11 protein-coding genes are annotated in these 15225 nt (G+C 70.2%); 5 read left to right on the top strand and 6 right to left on the bottom strand.

Going from position 1 to position 15225, the window contains the following annotated elements; genetic code table 11:
* Positions 1-37: 37 nt before the first annotated feature.
* The 4 genes from CA12_RS01015 to CA12_RS01000 form a co-directional block, all read right to left on the bottom strand.
* Complete coding sequence (locus tag CA12_RS01015; RefSeq protein WP_145356754.1) at positions 38-1075, bottom strand: NAD-dependent epimerase/dehydratase family protein; 1038 nt, start codon at positions 1073-1075, stop codon at positions 38-40.
* Positions 1076-1212: 137 nt separating this feature from the next.
* Positions 1213-2190, bottom strand: coding sequence for a WecB/TagA/CpsF family glycosyltransferase (locus tag CA12_RS01010; RefSeq protein WP_145356752.1), 978 nt, complete (start codon positions 2188-2190; stop codon positions 1213-1215).
* 26 nt (positions 2191-2216) lie between these two features.
* Positions 2217-3437, bottom strand: a complete 1221-nt coding sequence (locus CA12_RS01005) for a glycosyltransferase (RefSeq protein WP_145356750.1) — start codon at positions 3435-3437, stop codon at positions 2217-2219.
* Positions 3434-4708, bottom strand: a complete 1275-nt coding sequence (locus CA12_RS01000) for an O-antigen ligase family protein (RefSeq protein WP_145356748.1) — start codon at positions 4706-4708, stop codon at positions 3434-3436. Before CA12_RS01000 ends, CA12_RS01005 begins: the two co-directional genes overlap by 4 nt.
* A 425-nt stretch (positions 4709-5133) precedes the next feature.
* Between CA12_RS01000 and CA12_RS00995 the strand changes: the two genes are divergently transcribed.
* A complete protein-coding gene (locus CA12_RS00995; protein ID WP_145356746.1) occupies positions 5134-6783 on the top strand; it encodes a GumC family protein in 1650 nt (549 codons plus the stop codon).
* A 7-nt stretch (positions 6784-6790) separates the two neighbouring features.
* Positions 6791-7969, top strand: coding sequence for a sugar transferase (locus CA12_RS00990; protein WP_145356744.1), 1179 nt, complete (start codon positions 6791-6793; stop codon positions 7967-7969).
* Positions 7970-8079: 110 nt separating this feature from the next.
* On the opposite strand, the gene CA12_RS00985 is transcribed toward CA12_RS00990, so the two are convergent.
* Positions 8080-9984, bottom strand: a complete 1905-nt coding sequence (locus CA12_RS00985) for a polysaccharide biosynthesis/export family protein (RefSeq protein ID WP_165700473.1) — start codon at positions 9982-9984, stop codon at positions 8080-8082.
* Between the two features lie 282 nt (positions 9985-10266).
* On the opposite strand from CA12_RS00985, the gene CA12_RS00980 reads away from it, so the two are divergent.
* Positions 10267-12141 carry a sulfatase-like hydrolase/transferase gene (locus CA12_RS00980; RefSeq protein ID WP_145356739.1) on the top strand — a complete coding sequence of 625 codons (1875 nt, stop codon included), beginning with the start codon at positions 10267-10269 and terminating at the stop codon, positions 12139-12141.
* 45 nt (positions 12142-12186) lie between these two features.
* Positions 12187-13680, top strand: coding sequence for a sulfatase family protein (locus CA12_RS00975; protein ID WP_145356737.1), 1494 nt, complete (start codon positions 12187-12189; stop codon positions 13678-13680).
* A 21-nt stretch (positions 13681-13701) separates the two neighbouring features.
* Here the strand turns inward: CA12_RS00975 and CA12_RS00970 are convergent, their stop codons facing one another.
* On the bottom strand, positions 13702-14352 hold the full coding sequence (locus tag CA12_RS00970) for a vWA domain-containing protein (protein WP_145356735.1): 651 nt from the start codon (positions 14350-14352) through the stop codon (positions 13702-13704).
* A gap of 194 nt (positions 14353-14546) precedes the next feature.
* Here CA12_RS00970 and CA12_RS00965 point away from each other — a divergent pair, with 194 nt between their 5' ends.
* Positions 14547-15158 carry an anthranilate synthase component II gene (locus tag CA12_RS00965; protein WP_145356733.1) on the top strand — a complete coding sequence of 204 codons (612 nt, stop codon included), beginning with the start codon at positions 14547-14549 and terminating at the stop codon, positions 15156-15158.
* The last annotated feature ends 67 nt before the right edge of the window (positions 15159-15225 follow it).

Genomic DNA, 15225 nt, shown 5'->3' with positions numbered 1-15225 from the left:
GGGAGACGAGACGGACGGCGGGGCGACGCCGGCAGGGCTACACCAGTTCCGGCTGGGCCTTAAACGGAACGGTCGCCGGTGTCGGGTCGGCGGCCTGCCCGGACTGGGCGAGGTACTGGGCTTCGACCCACTCGTAGGTCTTCGACATGCCGGACCGCAGGGAGGTCATCGGCTCCCAGCCGAGGCGGTCCAGGATCATCGTGTTGTCGCTGTTCCGGCCGTTCACGCCGCGGGGCTTGTCCAGCAGGTGCTTCTTCGTGACTTCGACGTCTGCCAGATCGGCCACCAGATCGACGAGGCCGTCGATCGTGATTAATTCATCGGAACCGAGGTTGATCGGCTCTTCGATGTCCGAGTGCATGATCTTGTCGATTCCGGCGACGCAGTCGTCGATGTACATGAAGCTGCGGGTCTGCGTGCCGTCGCCCCAGACTTCGATTTCCGGCTCGCCGGTGTGCTTGGCGACGGCGATTTTGCGGGAGACTGCGGCGGGGGCCTTCTCGCGGCCGCCGTCCCAGGTGCCTTCGGGGCCGTAGACGTTGTGGAACCGGGCTACGCGGGTGGTCAGGCCGAAGTCCTCGCGGAAGTGCCGGCACATCCGCTCGCTGAACAGCTTCTCCCAGCCGTAGCCGTCCTCGGGCATCGCGGGGTAGGCGTCGGATTCTTTCAGGGGAATCACGTCGGCGTTCACCTGCTTGTCCGCGGCGTAGACGCAGGCGCTGCTGGCGAAGAAGAACCGATCCACGCCCGCCTCCCGGGAGGCCTCCAGCAGGTGGGTGTTGATCAACACCGACAGCATGCACAAGGCCTTGTTGTTCTCGATAAAACCCATCCCGCCCATATCCGCGGCGAGGTTATACACCTCCGAGGCGCCCTCGCAGGCCGCCCGGCAGGCGGACAGTTCCTTCAGGTCGGCGACGACGTTCTCCGCCTCCGGGAAGACCTGATACCAACGGTCCATCGGCTTCACGTCCACCGCCCGAACGTTTTCATACCCGCGGCGGAGCAGGTCGGCGACGAGGTGGCCGCCGATAAAACCGCCGGCGCCGGCGACGAGAATGGTGGAATTGTTCATCAGGACGAAGGTCGAGGGAGGCGGAAGGAACGAGGACGAAAGTAGGACGGACCGGGGGAAGGCGACGGGAGGAAGGTCGACGCCCGCCGCGGGCGTCCGGCCCGCGTCAGCGGCTCGGGGTTCGACGGCGCGATGTCTCAAAAGGAGGCCTTGGCGGCGGCGCGGCGGCCGGCGCGGCGTTGCCGCCGCGTCCGGGGCAGGTTCGACAACGCTAAGCCGAGCTTCCCGAGGTACTGCGAATTCGTCACCAGGTACCGCTTCCAGAGGCGTTGCGGTTCCGAAGCCAATCGATAGAACCATTCCAGCCCGCGATTCTGCATCCACCGTGGGGCGACGGGTTTGACGCCCGCGTGAAAGTCGAACGCGGCCCCCACGCACACCTGTACGGCGTGGAGGCGGTCCCGCAGCCGGGCGGCGAGGAAGTCCTGCTTTGGACAGCCCAGCCCGATCAGCACGATCCCGGCGCCGCTGGCCTCGATCGCCTCGACGGCCCGACGGTCGTCCTCGGCCTGCTCCGGGGCGCCCAGCGAGCGGAACGGCGGGGACATGGCCCCGGCGATTTTCAACGCGGGGAACATCTTCCGCAGGCGGGCGGCCAGCCGCGGCGTGACGTGCTCCGCCCCGCCGTAGAGGAAGACCGGCACGCCCCGCTCCGCGGCGAGGCGGCAGATCTCCAGCGTCAGCGTCGGGCCGTACACCCGCTCCTTCAGTCCGCAGGCGTGCAGCAGGTTCAGCGCCCACCGCACCGGCTGGCCGTCCGGCGTGATCATCTCGAACCGATTCACCGCGGCCCGGAGTTGCGGGTCGCCGCTGGCAGTGACGACCGCGTGCACGGCGAACGCCCCCACCACCGCCGACTCCCGCCGCGCCCCCGCCCGCACGACGCACTCGGCGGCCTCGGCGTAGGTCGTCGGCGAGATCCCCACGCCGAACACGTCCCGCTTCGCCGGCCACCGCGGCGGCGGGCAGGGGGCGGGGGGCGCGCTCGGAGCGGCGTCGACCGTCGCGCACTCGGAAACCGTATCGACGGTCTCGGCGGTCAGAATGTCGGAGGCCGTTTCGGTGTCGGAGGCGACGTCGGCGACGTCCGGGCGGCGATCGGTCGGGGGGAGCATGTTGCGGCGGGAGGACAGACGGGGCGTCAGGCGGGGGCCGTGACGCGGGACGCCGGGGGGAGGGAGGGGGAGGAGGGGCGGGCGCGGGCGACGGCGTGTTCGTAGATCGCCCGCAGCAGTTCGTAGTTCCGATCCGCCGTGAAGCCAGCCACGTAGGCGTCGCGGGCGGCGTCCCCCAGCCTGGCGCGGCGGGCGGGATCGGAGTGCAGGGCGTTCACGGCCGCGGCGAGCGCCGCGGCGTCGCCGGCGGGGAACAGCACGCCGGTTTCGTCGTCGGCCACTAATTCCGCCATCGCCCCCAACCGCGAGGCGATCACCGGCGTGCCGGCGGCGAACGCCTCGATCAGCGTGCGGCCGAACGTCTCGTACCAGACCGACGGCATCACCAGCGCCTCCGCCCCGGCGACGCGTTGCAAAACCTCCGCGAACGGACGCCGCCCCGCCGCCGTGATGCGGGGGTCGGCGGCGGCGGCGGCCCGCACCTCCTCGCCCAGCGGGCCGTCCCCCACGATCGTCAGCCGCACGTCGCCCCGCACCTGATTCCAGGCGTCCAGCAGCGTGTTGACGCCTTTTTCCTCGGACAGGCGACCCACGAACAGAATCCCGCCGGTCCGCACCGCCGGGCCGGGGCCGGGGTCGGGGGCGACGAAGTTCGGCTTCACCTCGATCCGCTCGGCCGGCAGCCCGGCTCGGACGAACAGGTCGCGGGAGAACTCCGTCAGGGCGATAAAGCGGTCGACGACGTGCGTCCAGGTGCCCAATGCGTGATGGGCGGCGTTCATCGCGGCGGTCGCGGCGGTCGCCGCCCGACTGCCGCGGTAGCAGGCGTGACGGATCGCCGGCGCCGCGAACGTGCGGCCGACGCAGTCCTCGCAGATCCGGCCGTCGCGGCGGAGCGCCCCCTGCGGGCAGATCAGGCGGAAATTGTGCAGCGTCTGGACGGTCGCCACGCCCCGCCGCGCCGCCGCGTGGTGCACCGCGGGGGACAGGATCGGGAAGGTATTGTGGCAGTGCATGACGTCCGGCCGCTCCCGCTTCAGCAGGGCGTCGATCTGGGCGACGGCCCGGCGGCTCCAGACGGTTTCGACCGCCTGCCGCAGCCGGCCGGTCGTCGCTAATTCGTCGTTGTGCCGCTCGTAACGGATCACCGTATGACCGCGCGACTCCAGCAGGGCGGCCTCGTCGAGGTAGACCTGATCCTCGCCCCCCGGCTGGGTGTAGCGTTCGTGAACGATCAGCACCTTCATGCCGCCGCCCCGATCGGTTCGACGAAGCGAGCCGGCGACGCGTGCTCCCGTTTGCGGAGCCCGGCCGCGGAGCCCACGACGAGGCCGTAGAGGAAGAAATACAGCACCGATTCCGGCTGCAACGGCCCCATGAACGATTCGTTCGTCAGCCCCCAGCCGAACACCCACAGGCCCAGCAGACCGGCCAGCGCCGCCACGCCCCGCAGCCGCGGCTCCCGCAGCAGGCGGAACGCCGCGAGGGCGGGGACCGCGGCGAACCCCGCCAGCCACAGCGTCATGCCGACCGCCCCGCAGGTCACCAACACCTGGAGCAGCAGGTTGTGGGCGGTGAAGTTTCCCTTTTTATACCAGACGTGCATCACCCCGGTCTTCGAGGTGACGAAGTAGCCGTGCCCCAGGGCGGGGGCCTCCTGATAGGACGCCCACATTTTCGTCCACATCTCCTCCCGGCCGGACAGCTTCTTGAGCTGCCCGCGCGTCTGCCCGCGGGACATAAAGTCGCCGACCGATTCGGCGACGCTGTCGACCGCGTCGAGGCTGGGGTCGACGGCGAGATACGACGTGCCCAGCGCCGCCGCGACGACCGCCGCGGTCAGCTGCCAGCGAAGCCCCAGCCGGACGAACACGACCGCCGCCACCGCCAGCAGGGTGAGGACCAGCGCCATCCGGTTCGAGGAGATCGCCAGGACCGCGGCGTGCAGCGGGACCGCGACCGGCCACAGCCGCTTCGTCCAAAGCCACCCCCACCCCAATCGGGCGGCGACCGTGAGGATCATCCCCAGCGAGGCCGTCGCCGCGGTGTTGGTGGCGTGAAACAGCGAGACCCCCTCCCGCTTCATCACCGCCAGGTCCGGGGCGACGACGCGGGCGGCCAGCAGCCCGGCGGAAATCAGCAGCAGGACGACGGCGAAGGTCCGCAGGACGCGGGAGAAGTTCGCCTGCGGCGCATACAGCGCGACGGCGACCGCCGTCAGATACAGCGAGCCCAGCGTGCCCGCCTGGAACAGCGACATCCGCCGCAGCGGCGACCACGTCGTCGAGGCGACCGCGTAGGCCACGAACAGCGCCCCCGGCAGCAACCACGGCCACGTCGCCTTGAGACGAGCCTTCGGGGCGGTGACGATCAGCCACCCCGCGCACAGGCCCGCCCCGGCCCGGATCGCCAGTTTCACCAGCGCCACCCAATCGACCGACCGATTCGGATCAATTCCTTTACCGAGGGTAAAGGTAAAGAACGCCGCCAGCGCCGCCCAGAACAGCAGCACGGTCATCGGCCGCGGTATGGGCCAACGCTGCGCGAACGGGTGCGCCGACGCCGCGAGCGGCGGGGCGGATCGCAGCGGGACGACGGCGTTGGGGGTCGTTACGCTCGGCAATCGAGGTCGTTGCGCTCGGCGAAAGACGGGGAACGGGGCGAGAGCGGGATCCGTCCCCCGGACGGGCCGTCCGGCGTGCGACGAGCGGAGGCGCCGCCCGACGCATCCACTCTACCGTCACGTTCTGGGGGTTTGACGCGGGTCGGGTAAATTTTGGCGCCTGGGGAAGCGGGGGATGTGCGGGAGCCCCTTGGCGAAACTAGGATTGAAGACCCCTCTCGGGACCGATCGGCCCGCCCCGCGGGCGGGACGCCGGGTCCCCCTGCCGCGTTCCGTCACCCCCCTCCTCCTGATCCCCGCACCCCGGGGCCGTTCCGCACGTGCAGATTCCCCCGCCCGACGCTGGTACGTTCGATCCGACGGCTCCGTTGCGGCTGGCCGGTACGGCGGTGCGGCGGGCCTGGCCGCGGATGCTGGCGTTCTTTGTGGCGGTGATGGGCCTGGCGTTCGTGGGCCTGATGTTCGCCCCGCGGGAGTACGGGTCCCAGGCGAAGCTGTTCGTGCGCGTGGGTCGGGAGAGCATCGGCCTGGACCCGACGGCCACCACCGGGCAGACGTTCTCCCTGCAGGAGTCCCGCAAGACGGAAATGAATTCCGTCCTGAACGTCATCACCACCCGGGAGGTGTACGAACGCGTCGCCGAACGCGTCGGCCCGGACGTGATTTTGGAACAGGGCGGCTGGTCGCCGGCGGATCCGATCTTCGGGCTGCTCGCCGCGGCGACCGGCGGAGACGGCGACGAGGACCCCGAACGGGAGGCCCTCACGGAGCGGGAAAGGGCCGTCAAGGCGCTCTCCCAATCCTTCGACGTCTATAGCGCGGAGGATTCCTCGGTGATCGACGTCACCTGCCGGGCGGACTCCCCGGAGCTGGCCCGCACGCTGCTGACCGAGTTCCTCGGCGCCTTCCAGGGCGTGTATCTGGAGATGTTCCGCTCCGGCTCCTTTGAATTCTTCGAAGAGCAGGTCGCCCTGCTGGGCGAGCGGCACGACACGGCCGGCGCCGCGCTGCGGGACGCCAAGGACGCGATCCAGGCGACCAGCGTCGAGGGCCGGCGGACGGCGTTGCAGCATCAATTAGAGGCGATCGACGACCGTTTGCTGCTGGCCCTCGCCGAACGCGACGCCAAAACGGCGGAGCGCGACGCCCTGCGGACCGCGATCGCCGAGCTGTTGGAGGGCACCGCCGTCGGCGGCTCCGGCATGGGCGTGGCGAGCGGCTCCCCGGACGACGCCGCCGATTCGCTCCGCAAGCAGGTGGACGGCCTCCGCCTGCGGGAGCAGGAACTGCTGTCCCGCTATACGGAGCGGCACCCGGAGGTCCTCGCCGCCCGCGAGCGCCTTGCCGCCGCGGAGGCGCTGCTGGCCGGCGCCCGCGGGCCGGGCGACGCCGCCGCCGCCTCGACCAACCCCACATTGCAGGGCCTGCACCTGCGGGCGCTGGAGGAACAGGCCGCCGGCGAGGCCCTCGACCGTCGCATCGAAACGACTCAGGCCCAGAAGCGGGATTTGCTCGCCGATCTGCGGGCCCTGAACGCCCGCGAGGCGGAGATCGACCGGCTCCAGCGCGAGTCGGACCTCCTCGCCGCCAAGTACGGGGAGTACTCGGAGCGGCTGGAACAGGCCCGGATGAACCGCGAGCTGGCCGACGGCCGCATCACGAACGTGAAGGTCGCCCAGCCGCCCACGCTGGTGTTCAAACCGGTGAGCCCGAACAAGCCGGTGGTGGCGATTCTCGCCTTCCTGCTGGCCAGCGGCGGCGCCGTCGCCCTGGGGCTGCTCTCCGTGCTGCCCTCCTTCGCCGGCGCCGCGGCCGGGCGACCAACTCCGGAGCCGGCCGCGGACGCCGATCCGGTGACGTTCGAACCCGAACCCGCTGAACCCGCCGCCCCAGCCGAACCGGCGGAGCCGCGCCGTCCGATCGGGCGCCCCGCGTTCGCGGGCGACGGGCACGTCGACCTTCCCCGCTGAGTCCCGAGTGTTCATCGCGTCCTCCGCCCCGCAGTGGTCCGACCCCGCCTCGCCGTCCTCGGAGACGGCGCGTCCGGCCCCCTCACGGCCCGTTCCCCCGCCGCCGGCGGAGGCCGCCGCGGCGTCGGTCCCGCAGTCCTTCGCGGCGCCGATCGCGGTGGCCGTCGGCACGGTCGCCGTCGAATCCCTTTCAAGGGAGGCGTTCCGGGCGCTGGTGGAGGTGGAACGCATGCGGTCGGATCGCAGCGGGCGGTCGCTGTCGGTCGTGACGCTGCGGGCTCCGGCGGGGGACGCCCGCGCCGCGATGGCGACCGCCTGGGCCTCCCGCGTGCGCACCACCGATCGCGTCGTCTGGCTGAACCGGGACCGGTTGGCCCTGATCCTGTGGGACACCGACGCCGACGCTGCCCGTCGGTTCCTCCGCTCCGCCGGACACGCGGCGGACGTCCCGGGGAACCGCGGCGGCACGGTTCTCTATTCGCACCCGCTGCCCGTCCCGGCGCTGGAACCGGGGGCCGATCCGGCCGACGGCGGTCACGACTCCGTGCTGCCGGTGGAGGCCCTGCTGGTGCGGCCGATGCCGTTCTGGAAGCGGTCGCTCGACGTGGTCGGCGCTCTGGTCGGGCTGACGGTCCTCTCGCCGGCGCTGCTGGCGGTGTACGCCGCCGTGCGGCTCACCTCCCCCGGGCCGGCCCTGTTCGTGCAGCGTCGGGCCGGCCTGGGGGGGCGGGTGTTCCATCTTTATAAGTTCCGCTCCATGACCGTGGACGCGGAGGCCCGCCAAGCGGCGATGCTCACGCAGAACGAGCAGGACGGCCCCGCGTTCAAGATGGAACAAGACCCGCGGATCACGGCCGTCGGGCGCCTGATCCGCAAAACGAGCGTCGACGAACTGCCCCAGTTGTGGAACGTATTGAAGGGCGAAATGTCGCTGGTCGGCCCGCGTCCGCTGCCGATCGCCGAGGCCGACGCCTGCCGTCCCTGGCAGCGACGCCGCCTGACCGTCACCCCCGGCCTGACCTGCGGCTGGCAGGTGCAGGACCGCCGGATGGCGGTCCCGTTCGAAGAATGGGTCCGCATGGACCTCCGTTACGCCCGCCGCCGCACCGTCCGCGGAGACCTGTCGCTGATCGCCCGCACCGTCGCCGCCGTCGCCCGCGAAGTCCGCCCCAATAAACCCCGGTGATTGGGCGGGGCGGCCGGATTCGGTGAGCCCGAAGCGCAAGCGAGGCAGGGAGACTCCGATCCTCGCTTGCGCTTCGGGCTCACCAAGAGCGCCCCGCTGTTCAATTCGCCTTATTCGAACTGCCGGAACAGCGCCGCGTTGGCGAGGGCGCTGAGGAAGGATTCGAACACCAGCCGCTCCACGAAGGCGCCGCAGGCCTCGCACTTGGTGTATCGCAGGACGAGGTAGTCCCCCGGCCGCACCAGCACGCGTTCGCCGGGATCGCGGAGGGCGGCTTCGAGATCGACCTCCACCCGCAGTTCCCGCCCCAGTTCGTCCTTCCGCAGGATAATCAGCCGGCTGGCGCCCACGGTCACGTCCTGATTGAGCGACGACGGCCCGCCGACGGTCAGCGGGGACTTGTCCGTGGAGCCGCCCCGCTGCCGCACGATCGCCAACGCTTCCAGCACGTCGATGTCGTAGTTCTGCGGGAGTTGATATTGCCCGCCGCCCAGCAGGCCGCCGGTATAAAATACGTCCGGCTCGCGGTGTTCGACGAAGACGATGTCGCCGTCGTAGAGGGTGACGTCCTCCTCGGTGAAGGGCACCGGGCAGCCGGGGGTCAGCCGGACGGGAATCCGCAGCACGTGCGGGCCGCCCATCGTCGACCGGCCGAGCAGCGGGAAGGGCGGGAAGCCGTTCTCCGCACAGGGCATCGTCGCCGCGGCGATGCCGAAGCCGTCCGCCGGGCAACGCTCCGCCGGCACCCGTAACCGTCCGTCGGGGGCGAACGTCGGCTCGCCGGGGGCCGCGTCGATGAACTGCGACCCGGCGAATTCCGGTGAGTACGCCACCTCCTCGGAGATCGGCCAGGGCGCCGGAGCGGGGATGGCGGGCGGCGCCGTCGAAACGGGGGTCGCCCGCAGAGGCGTCGGGGCGGGGAAGGTCTGCGCCTCGGGCAGCGCCGGCAGCGACGGCCCGGCCGAGGGAACCGGCGCCGGGGCGGGCGGCGGGCCGGCCATGCGGTCGTTCAGCGAGAACCCCGCCGGGAGGGCGAACTGCGGGGCGCCGTAGGACGCCGCCGTCGGACCGTCCGGCGACTGCCCGCGCCAGACCGTCATCGGGGCGGCCGGCCGGAAGTTTGCGGGCGGGGTCGGCTGGAACGCCTCGGCCTCCTCGTCGAGGTCCTCTTCATAGGTTCTCTCGCCCTCGGAACCGTTCTCTGAGTCGGCGTCTTCGGCGGGGGCGGCCGGGGCGACGGGCGCCTCCGGCCCGGGGTGCTGTTCCGGCGGAATCGTCTGCACGCGGGGACGGCGGAGGACATAAATCACGTTCTGTGCGTCCAGCCCCGGCAGGCCGCCGGTGGCGGCCAGGGCGTGCAGTACGTCGTTCTGATAGACCGGCAGGTCGACGATCCGCCCGGTGCCCCGCTTGTCGAGTTCGAAGTTGACCGTGCCGGCGGACCCCAGGTTGCCCTGCCGGTTCCCTGATTCCTGCCGAATCACCAGCACGGAGTGCGTCCGCGGCCGTTGCAGGCTGACGAGGACCCGCTCCTGGCCGGTCTTCAACAGGGCGCGACGCTCCGTGAACTCCTCGCGCAGGGTCGCTTCGACCTGCGGCAGGGTGAGCCCCCGGACAGACACGGCCCCGGCGAAGGGCAGGGCGAGCGTGCCGTCCTCCCGCACCTCAATCGGATAGCCCACCGACGGCCGGTCCAGGGCGAGGGTCGCGGAGGAAATCGGCGGGGCCTGGTCCGGCCCGCCGAGTACGCCCTCGATGTAGACGCTCAGTACGTCGCCGGCGTCGACGCGGTGCTGCGGGGGCGGGGTCCGCCGCAGCAGGGTGAGGTCGATCGTCTCCAGCCCGCTGCGGACCGGCTGACGGAAGTCCGGCGAGAGATCCCCCGCGGGCACGCCCTCCAGCGAACGAAACGCCGCGCACCCGGACGTCGCCGCCAACAGAACCAGCAGAGCCGCCGCGGCCAGCCGGCGCGGTCCCCGCGCGCCCAAAGCGAACGCTCCGCGGACGGCGGACACGCGGGAGCGATCGCGGCGTCGGAACATGACGGGGGAGCCGGGGCAGTGGAGGCGTGCGGCGGCCGCCGGCGCAACCGGCAGGACCCGCCCCGTCGGTATCGGTCCGGTTCGGCTCAAGACTTGGTCCGAATTTCCCGGGCGCCCCGCCGTCCCGTCCGGAAGCGCCCCGTGAACAGAGGCGGCGACGCTTGACGCCCGACGCATCGAACCCGTCGAATCGGTCCCCGCACGCCCCGCCGCCCGATCCCGCCCGGCGGGAGCCGTCGAACCCCGGACACACGCATGACTTTTCACCTCCGAGCCTTCCCGGCGCTGGCCCTCGCCGCGGTCGCTCTGTTCGGCGGCCGGGCGACGGCGGCGGAGCGGCCGAACTTCGTCTGGATCGTGTCGGAGGACAATTCGGTCCACTACCTCCGCCATTTCTTTGAGGGCGGCGCCGAGGCCCCCGCGATCGAGGCTCTCGCCGCTGATGGGCTGACGTTCAACCACGCCTTCTCCAACGCTCCGGTCTGTTCCGTGGCCCGCACCACGCTGGCCACAATGTGTTACGGCCCGCGGATCGGCACGCAGTTCCACCGGAGGGATTTCCAGCCGCCGCTGCCGAACGGCCAGCCGACGGTCTACGGCGCCCTCCGGCGGGCCGGGTATTACGTAACGAACAACAGCAAAACGGACTTCAACTTCGTCGTGCCCGAAGACACGTGGGACGAGTCCTCGAAAAAGGCGAGCTGGAAGAAGCGGCCGGACGCGGAGCAACCGTTCTTTCATATGCAGTCCCACGCCCAGACGCACGAAAGCTCGCTGCACTTCAAAAAGGATTCTCTGAAGAACCGCCCGTCCGACCGCGACTTGGCAACGGTCACGCCGCCGCCGTATCTGCCGGACACGCCGCTGGTCCGCGGCACGCAGGCCCGCTACCTCGACAACCATCTGGCGATCGACGAGATTGTCGCCAGGACGGTCGCCGACCTGGAGGCGGCCGGCGTGTTGGAGGACACCTTCGTCTTTTATTTCGGCGACCACGGCGGCGTGCTGCCGCGGGGCAAAGGGTACGTTTACGACTCCGGCCTGCACGTGCCGTTGGTCGTTCGTCTTCCCAAGAACTTCGCTCACCTGGCGCAGGGTTTTGAGCGGGGCACGCGGGTGGACGGATTCGTCAGCTTCGTCGATTTCGGCCCCACCGTGCTGCGGCTGGCGGGCGTCGAACCGGAGGGCACGATCGACGGAGCCGCCTTCCTCGGCCCGGGCGTGACGCCGGAGGCGGTCGCGGCCCGGCAAACCAGCTTCGGCTACGCCGACCGCATGGACGAGAAATACGACTTCGTCCGCACGCTGCGGCGGGGCCGGTATCGATACGTCCGGGCCTTTCAGCCCTGGCTGCCGGACGGATTGCAGAATAATTACCGCTACAACATGCTCGCCTATCAGCAGTGGCGCGAGCTGAGCCGTCGCGGCGAGCTGAACGCGACGCAGGCGGCGTTCTTCGAGCCGAAGCCGATCGAGGCTCTCTATGACTGCGAGGCGGACCCGCACGAGGTCAGGAACCTCGCCGCCGATCCGGCCCACGCGGAGACGTTGCACGAACTGCGGTCGGCGCTGCGGGAGACGATGCTCGGGCTGCCGGACCTCAGCTTCTATCCCGAAAGCGTGCTCGCGGAGCGGGCCGCGGCGGACCCGGCGGCGTTCGGACAGGCTCACCGGCAGGAGATCGCCCGGCTGTCGGCCGTCGCGGATCTGGCCCTGCGGCCGTTCGACGAGGCGGAGCCGGGGCTGCGAGCCGCATTGAGCGATGCGAACCCCATGGTGCGGTACTGGGCGGCGATGGTCTGCACCGCCTTCGGGGAGCGGGCCGCGTCGCTGGCGCCGCTCGTCCGGCCGCTGTTGGAGGACGATTCCCCCGTCGTGCGGCTGCGGGCGACGGAGTTCCTCGGCCGCATCGGCGCCGTCGAGCCGCAACCGCTGCTGGCGACGCTGCTCAACGAGACGGACTCCCCGATCTTCGCCGCGGAGGTGCTGAACACAATCGTCTGGTTCGCGGACCACGTCGTAGGGACGGCGCCGGTCGACCCGTCCGTCCTCAAGCCGCAGGTCCGCGGGGACAGCGTCGCCCGGCGGCTGGAGTATCTCAACGCCCCCGGTGCCGCGGCGGCGGAATAACAGGCCGCCGGCCTTCACTCACCTCTTGATCGATAACTTGCGCTCATGCCCGGTTCCCGGATCGTTCTGCTCCTGTTCGCCCTCGGCACGCCGGCGGTCGCGGCGGAGCGGCCGAACGTCGTGTTCGTGCTCACGGACGATCAGCGGGCGGAGGCGCTGGGTTGTATGGGCCATCCGCACGTGAAAACGCCGCGGATCGACCAACTCGCCGCGGAGGGGGCGCTGTTCAAGAATCATTTCTGCACCACGTCGCTCTGCTCGCCTAGCCGGGCGTCGATCCTCGGCGGGCTCTACGCCCACGCCCACGGGGTGACCAACAACTTCACCGATTATCCGGCCGACCTGCCGACCTTTCCGCGGGCGCTGCAAGGCGCCGGCTACGCCACCGCCTACGTCGGTAAATGGCACATGGGCGAGGACGACGACAGCAAACGCCCGGGGTTCGATCACTTCGTCACCCACCGCGGGCAGGGGCAATATTTCGATACGGAGTTCCGGGCGAACGACGGCCCCCGCGAAGTCGTGCCGGGCTATTACACGACGGTCGTCACCGACATGGCGATCGACTGGCTGGAAGGGCTGCGGGAAGACGAACAGACCGCCGATCAGCCCTTCCTGCTGATGGTCGGCCATAAGGCCCCGCACAGCTTTTATTTCCCCGAGCAGAAGTACGCCGCGGCGTTCGACGAGGTGCGGATTCCCTATCCGCGGACGGCGTTCGATCTGGCGGACAAGCCGGACTGGATCACCCAGCGGCTCAACACCTGGCACGGCATCTACGGCCCGCTCTTCGACTGGCGGAAGGAGTTCCCCGACGCCTCCGCCGCGGCGATGCTCGATTTCGAGCGGATGGTGCGGGCCTACTGGGGCACGATCCTGTCGGTGGACGACTCCGTCGGCCGCCTCTACGACCACCTTGCCCGCACGGGGGAGCTGGACAATACGCTGTTCATCTTCACCAGCGACAACGGCCTGCTGGAGGGCGAGCACGGGATGGTCGATAAACGCACCGCCCACGAGCCCTCCATCCGCATTCCGCTGGTGGTGCGGTACCCGGAACTGGTCTCGCCGAAGTATCCGAAGACGATCGACGCCCAGACGCTGACGCTCGACTTCGCCCCCTCCATCCTGGAGATCTGCGGGGCCGAGCCGCTGCCGAACGTGCAGGGCCGGTCGTGGAAAACGCTGCTCGCCGAGGGCGACCCGGACTGGCGCACGAGTTGGTACTACGAATACAATTACGAGGAGCAGTTCCCCTACACGCCGAACGTGCGGGCGCTGCGGACCGATCGCTGGAAATATACTCGCTACCCGCACGGCGACGGCTCGCCGGACCGGCACATGGCGGAGTTATACGATCTGGAGCGCGACCCGGGGGAGACGACGAACCTGATCGCCCGGCCGGACCTCCAACCGATGGTGGCGGAGTTGCGGGCGGAACTGGACCGCCGCATCGCCGAAGTTCGTCCCGACGGGGAGGACGAGATGCCGCTCGATCAGGGCATCAAGGGCGAACTGCCGGAGGCGTCGATTCGCTAGGTCGTCGCGGGCCGAGCGGCGTCATTTCCCCTCGGCCTGGGCCCGCTCTTCGTCGGTCATCCGGTTGGCGGCCGCCAGTACGGCCCCGGAGGCCCCGGCACGGACGGCCTTGCGCATCCGCGACATCTTGGCCGAGGTGGCGCCCAACGCCTCGCCCAAGTCTAGGAACGCCGCCCCGGACGACGCGTCGATCCCCATCCGCTCCCCCTGGGCGAACACCTCCGGCCCGGCACCGAGGAAGGTGAACTGCCAATTGTATTTGTGCGTCTGTTCCTCGACCATCAGTTTGATACGGTCGCCGCTGTACTCGCGGCTGGAGTTCTCGCCGCCGTCGGTGACCACGCAGAACAGCACCGCTCCGGGGCGCTCCGCTTCCGGCGTCTCCGCCAGCTCCCGGCCGACGTTGTCGATCGTGCGGCCGACGGCGTCCAGCAGGGCCGTCATCCCCCGCGGTTCCAGCGTGAAGCGGTCCGGCGCCTCCCGCAGATCGATGCGGTCGTGCACCACGTCGTAGTGGTCGTCGAAGATCGCCAGGGTGAAGCGGGCGTCGCCCTCCTCCGCCTTCTGGTCGGCGACGAAGGTCGCCAGGCCGCCCTCCGCCTCGGTCTTCATGGAGCTCATCGAGCCGCTGCGGTCCAGCACGACGACGATCTCGGTCAGGTTGGCGTTCATCGGCGTGGCCTTGAGGGGGAGAGGCTTGTGAGCGGGTTCGAACGAACCGGGGAGGGCTCAGGATACCGCCGCCCGCCCGCCGCGGGGCCGGACTGTTCGATTCCCGGCCGCCCCCCGGAGACTGTCGGACAGCCGGGGCGTCGGCGGCGTTTAAGGGTAGGATGCGGGCGCCGCGTCCCCTTCGCCCGCCGCTCATGCTGTTCGTCCTCGACAACTACGACTCGTTCACCTTCAACCTCGTGCAGCGCTTCGGGGAGATCGACCCGACGCTGGAGGTCGTTGTCGAGCGGAACGACGCCGTCTCGCTGGAGGACGTGGCCCGCCTGCGGCCGGAGCGTATCGTCGTCTCCCCCGGCCCCTGCACGCCGGCCGAGGCGGGACTGAGCAAGGCGATTATCGAACGCTTCGGACCGACCGCGCCGATCCTGGGCGTCTGCCTGGGGCACCAGAGCCTCGCGGAGGTCTACGGCGGCACGGTCGGCCGGGCGAAGCGGTTGATGCACGGCAAGGTCAGCGAGGTTTGTCACACCGGCGCCGGCGTGTTCGCCGGCCTGCCGAACCCGTTCTCCGCGACCCGCTACCACAGCCTCGACGTGCCGGAGGACTCCCTGCCGGATTGCCTCGAAGTGACCGCCTGGGTCGACAGCGAGGAGTTCGGCCGCGAAATCATGGGTTTGCAGCACAAACAGTTCCCCGTCCACGGCGTGCAATTCCACCCTGAGAGTTTTCTGACCGAGGCGGGCGTGGAGTTATTGGAAAACTTCTTGAAGCTGCCCGCTGCAACGTGGGACGCCGTTTCTGCGTGAGCCCGAAGCGCAAGCGAGGTGGGTGACTCCCGACGGCCGGGCGTACCCCCTCGCTGACGTCGCAACT

The organism is Alienimonas californiensis, from assembly GCF_007743815.1.
Classification (GTDB): domain Bacteria; phylum Planctomycetota; class Planctomycetia; order Planctomycetales; family Planctomycetaceae; genus Alienimonas; species Alienimonas californiensis.
This window is presented reverse-complemented; position numbering and strand designations above follow the sequence as displayed.

Coding starts and splice junctions, on each gene's coding strand:
- CA12_RS01015 (WP_145356754.1), bottom strand. CDS start 1,075: ATGAACAATTCCACCATTCTCGTCGCCGGCGCCGGCGGTTTTATCGGC.
- CA12_RS01010 (WP_145356752.1), bottom strand. CDS start 2,190: ATGCTCCCCCCGACCGATCGCCGCCCGGACGTCGCCGACGTCGCCTCC.
- CA12_RS01005 (WP_145356750.1), bottom strand. CDS start 3,437: ATGAAGGTGCTGATCGTTCACGAACGCTACACCCAGCCGGGGGGCGAG.
- CA12_RS01000 (WP_145356748.1), bottom strand. CDS start 4,708: ATGACCGTGCTGCTGTTCTGGGCGGCGCTGGCGGCGTTCTTTACCTTT.
- CA12_RS00980 (WP_145356739.1), top strand. CDS start 10,267: ATGACTTTTCACCTCCGAGCCTTCCCGGCGCTGGCCCTCGCCGCGGTC.
- CA12_RS00975 (WP_145356737.1), top strand. CDS start 12,187: ATGCCCGGTTCCCGGATCGTTCTGCTCCTGTTCGCCCTCGGCACGCCG.
- CA12_RS00970 (WP_145356735.1), bottom strand. CDS start 14,352: ATGAACGCCAACCTGACCGAGATCGTCGTCGTGCTGGACCGCAGCGGC.
- CA12_RS00965 (WP_145356733.1), top strand. CDS start 14,547: ATGCTGTTCGTCCTCGACAACTACGACTCGTTCACCTTCAACCTCGTG.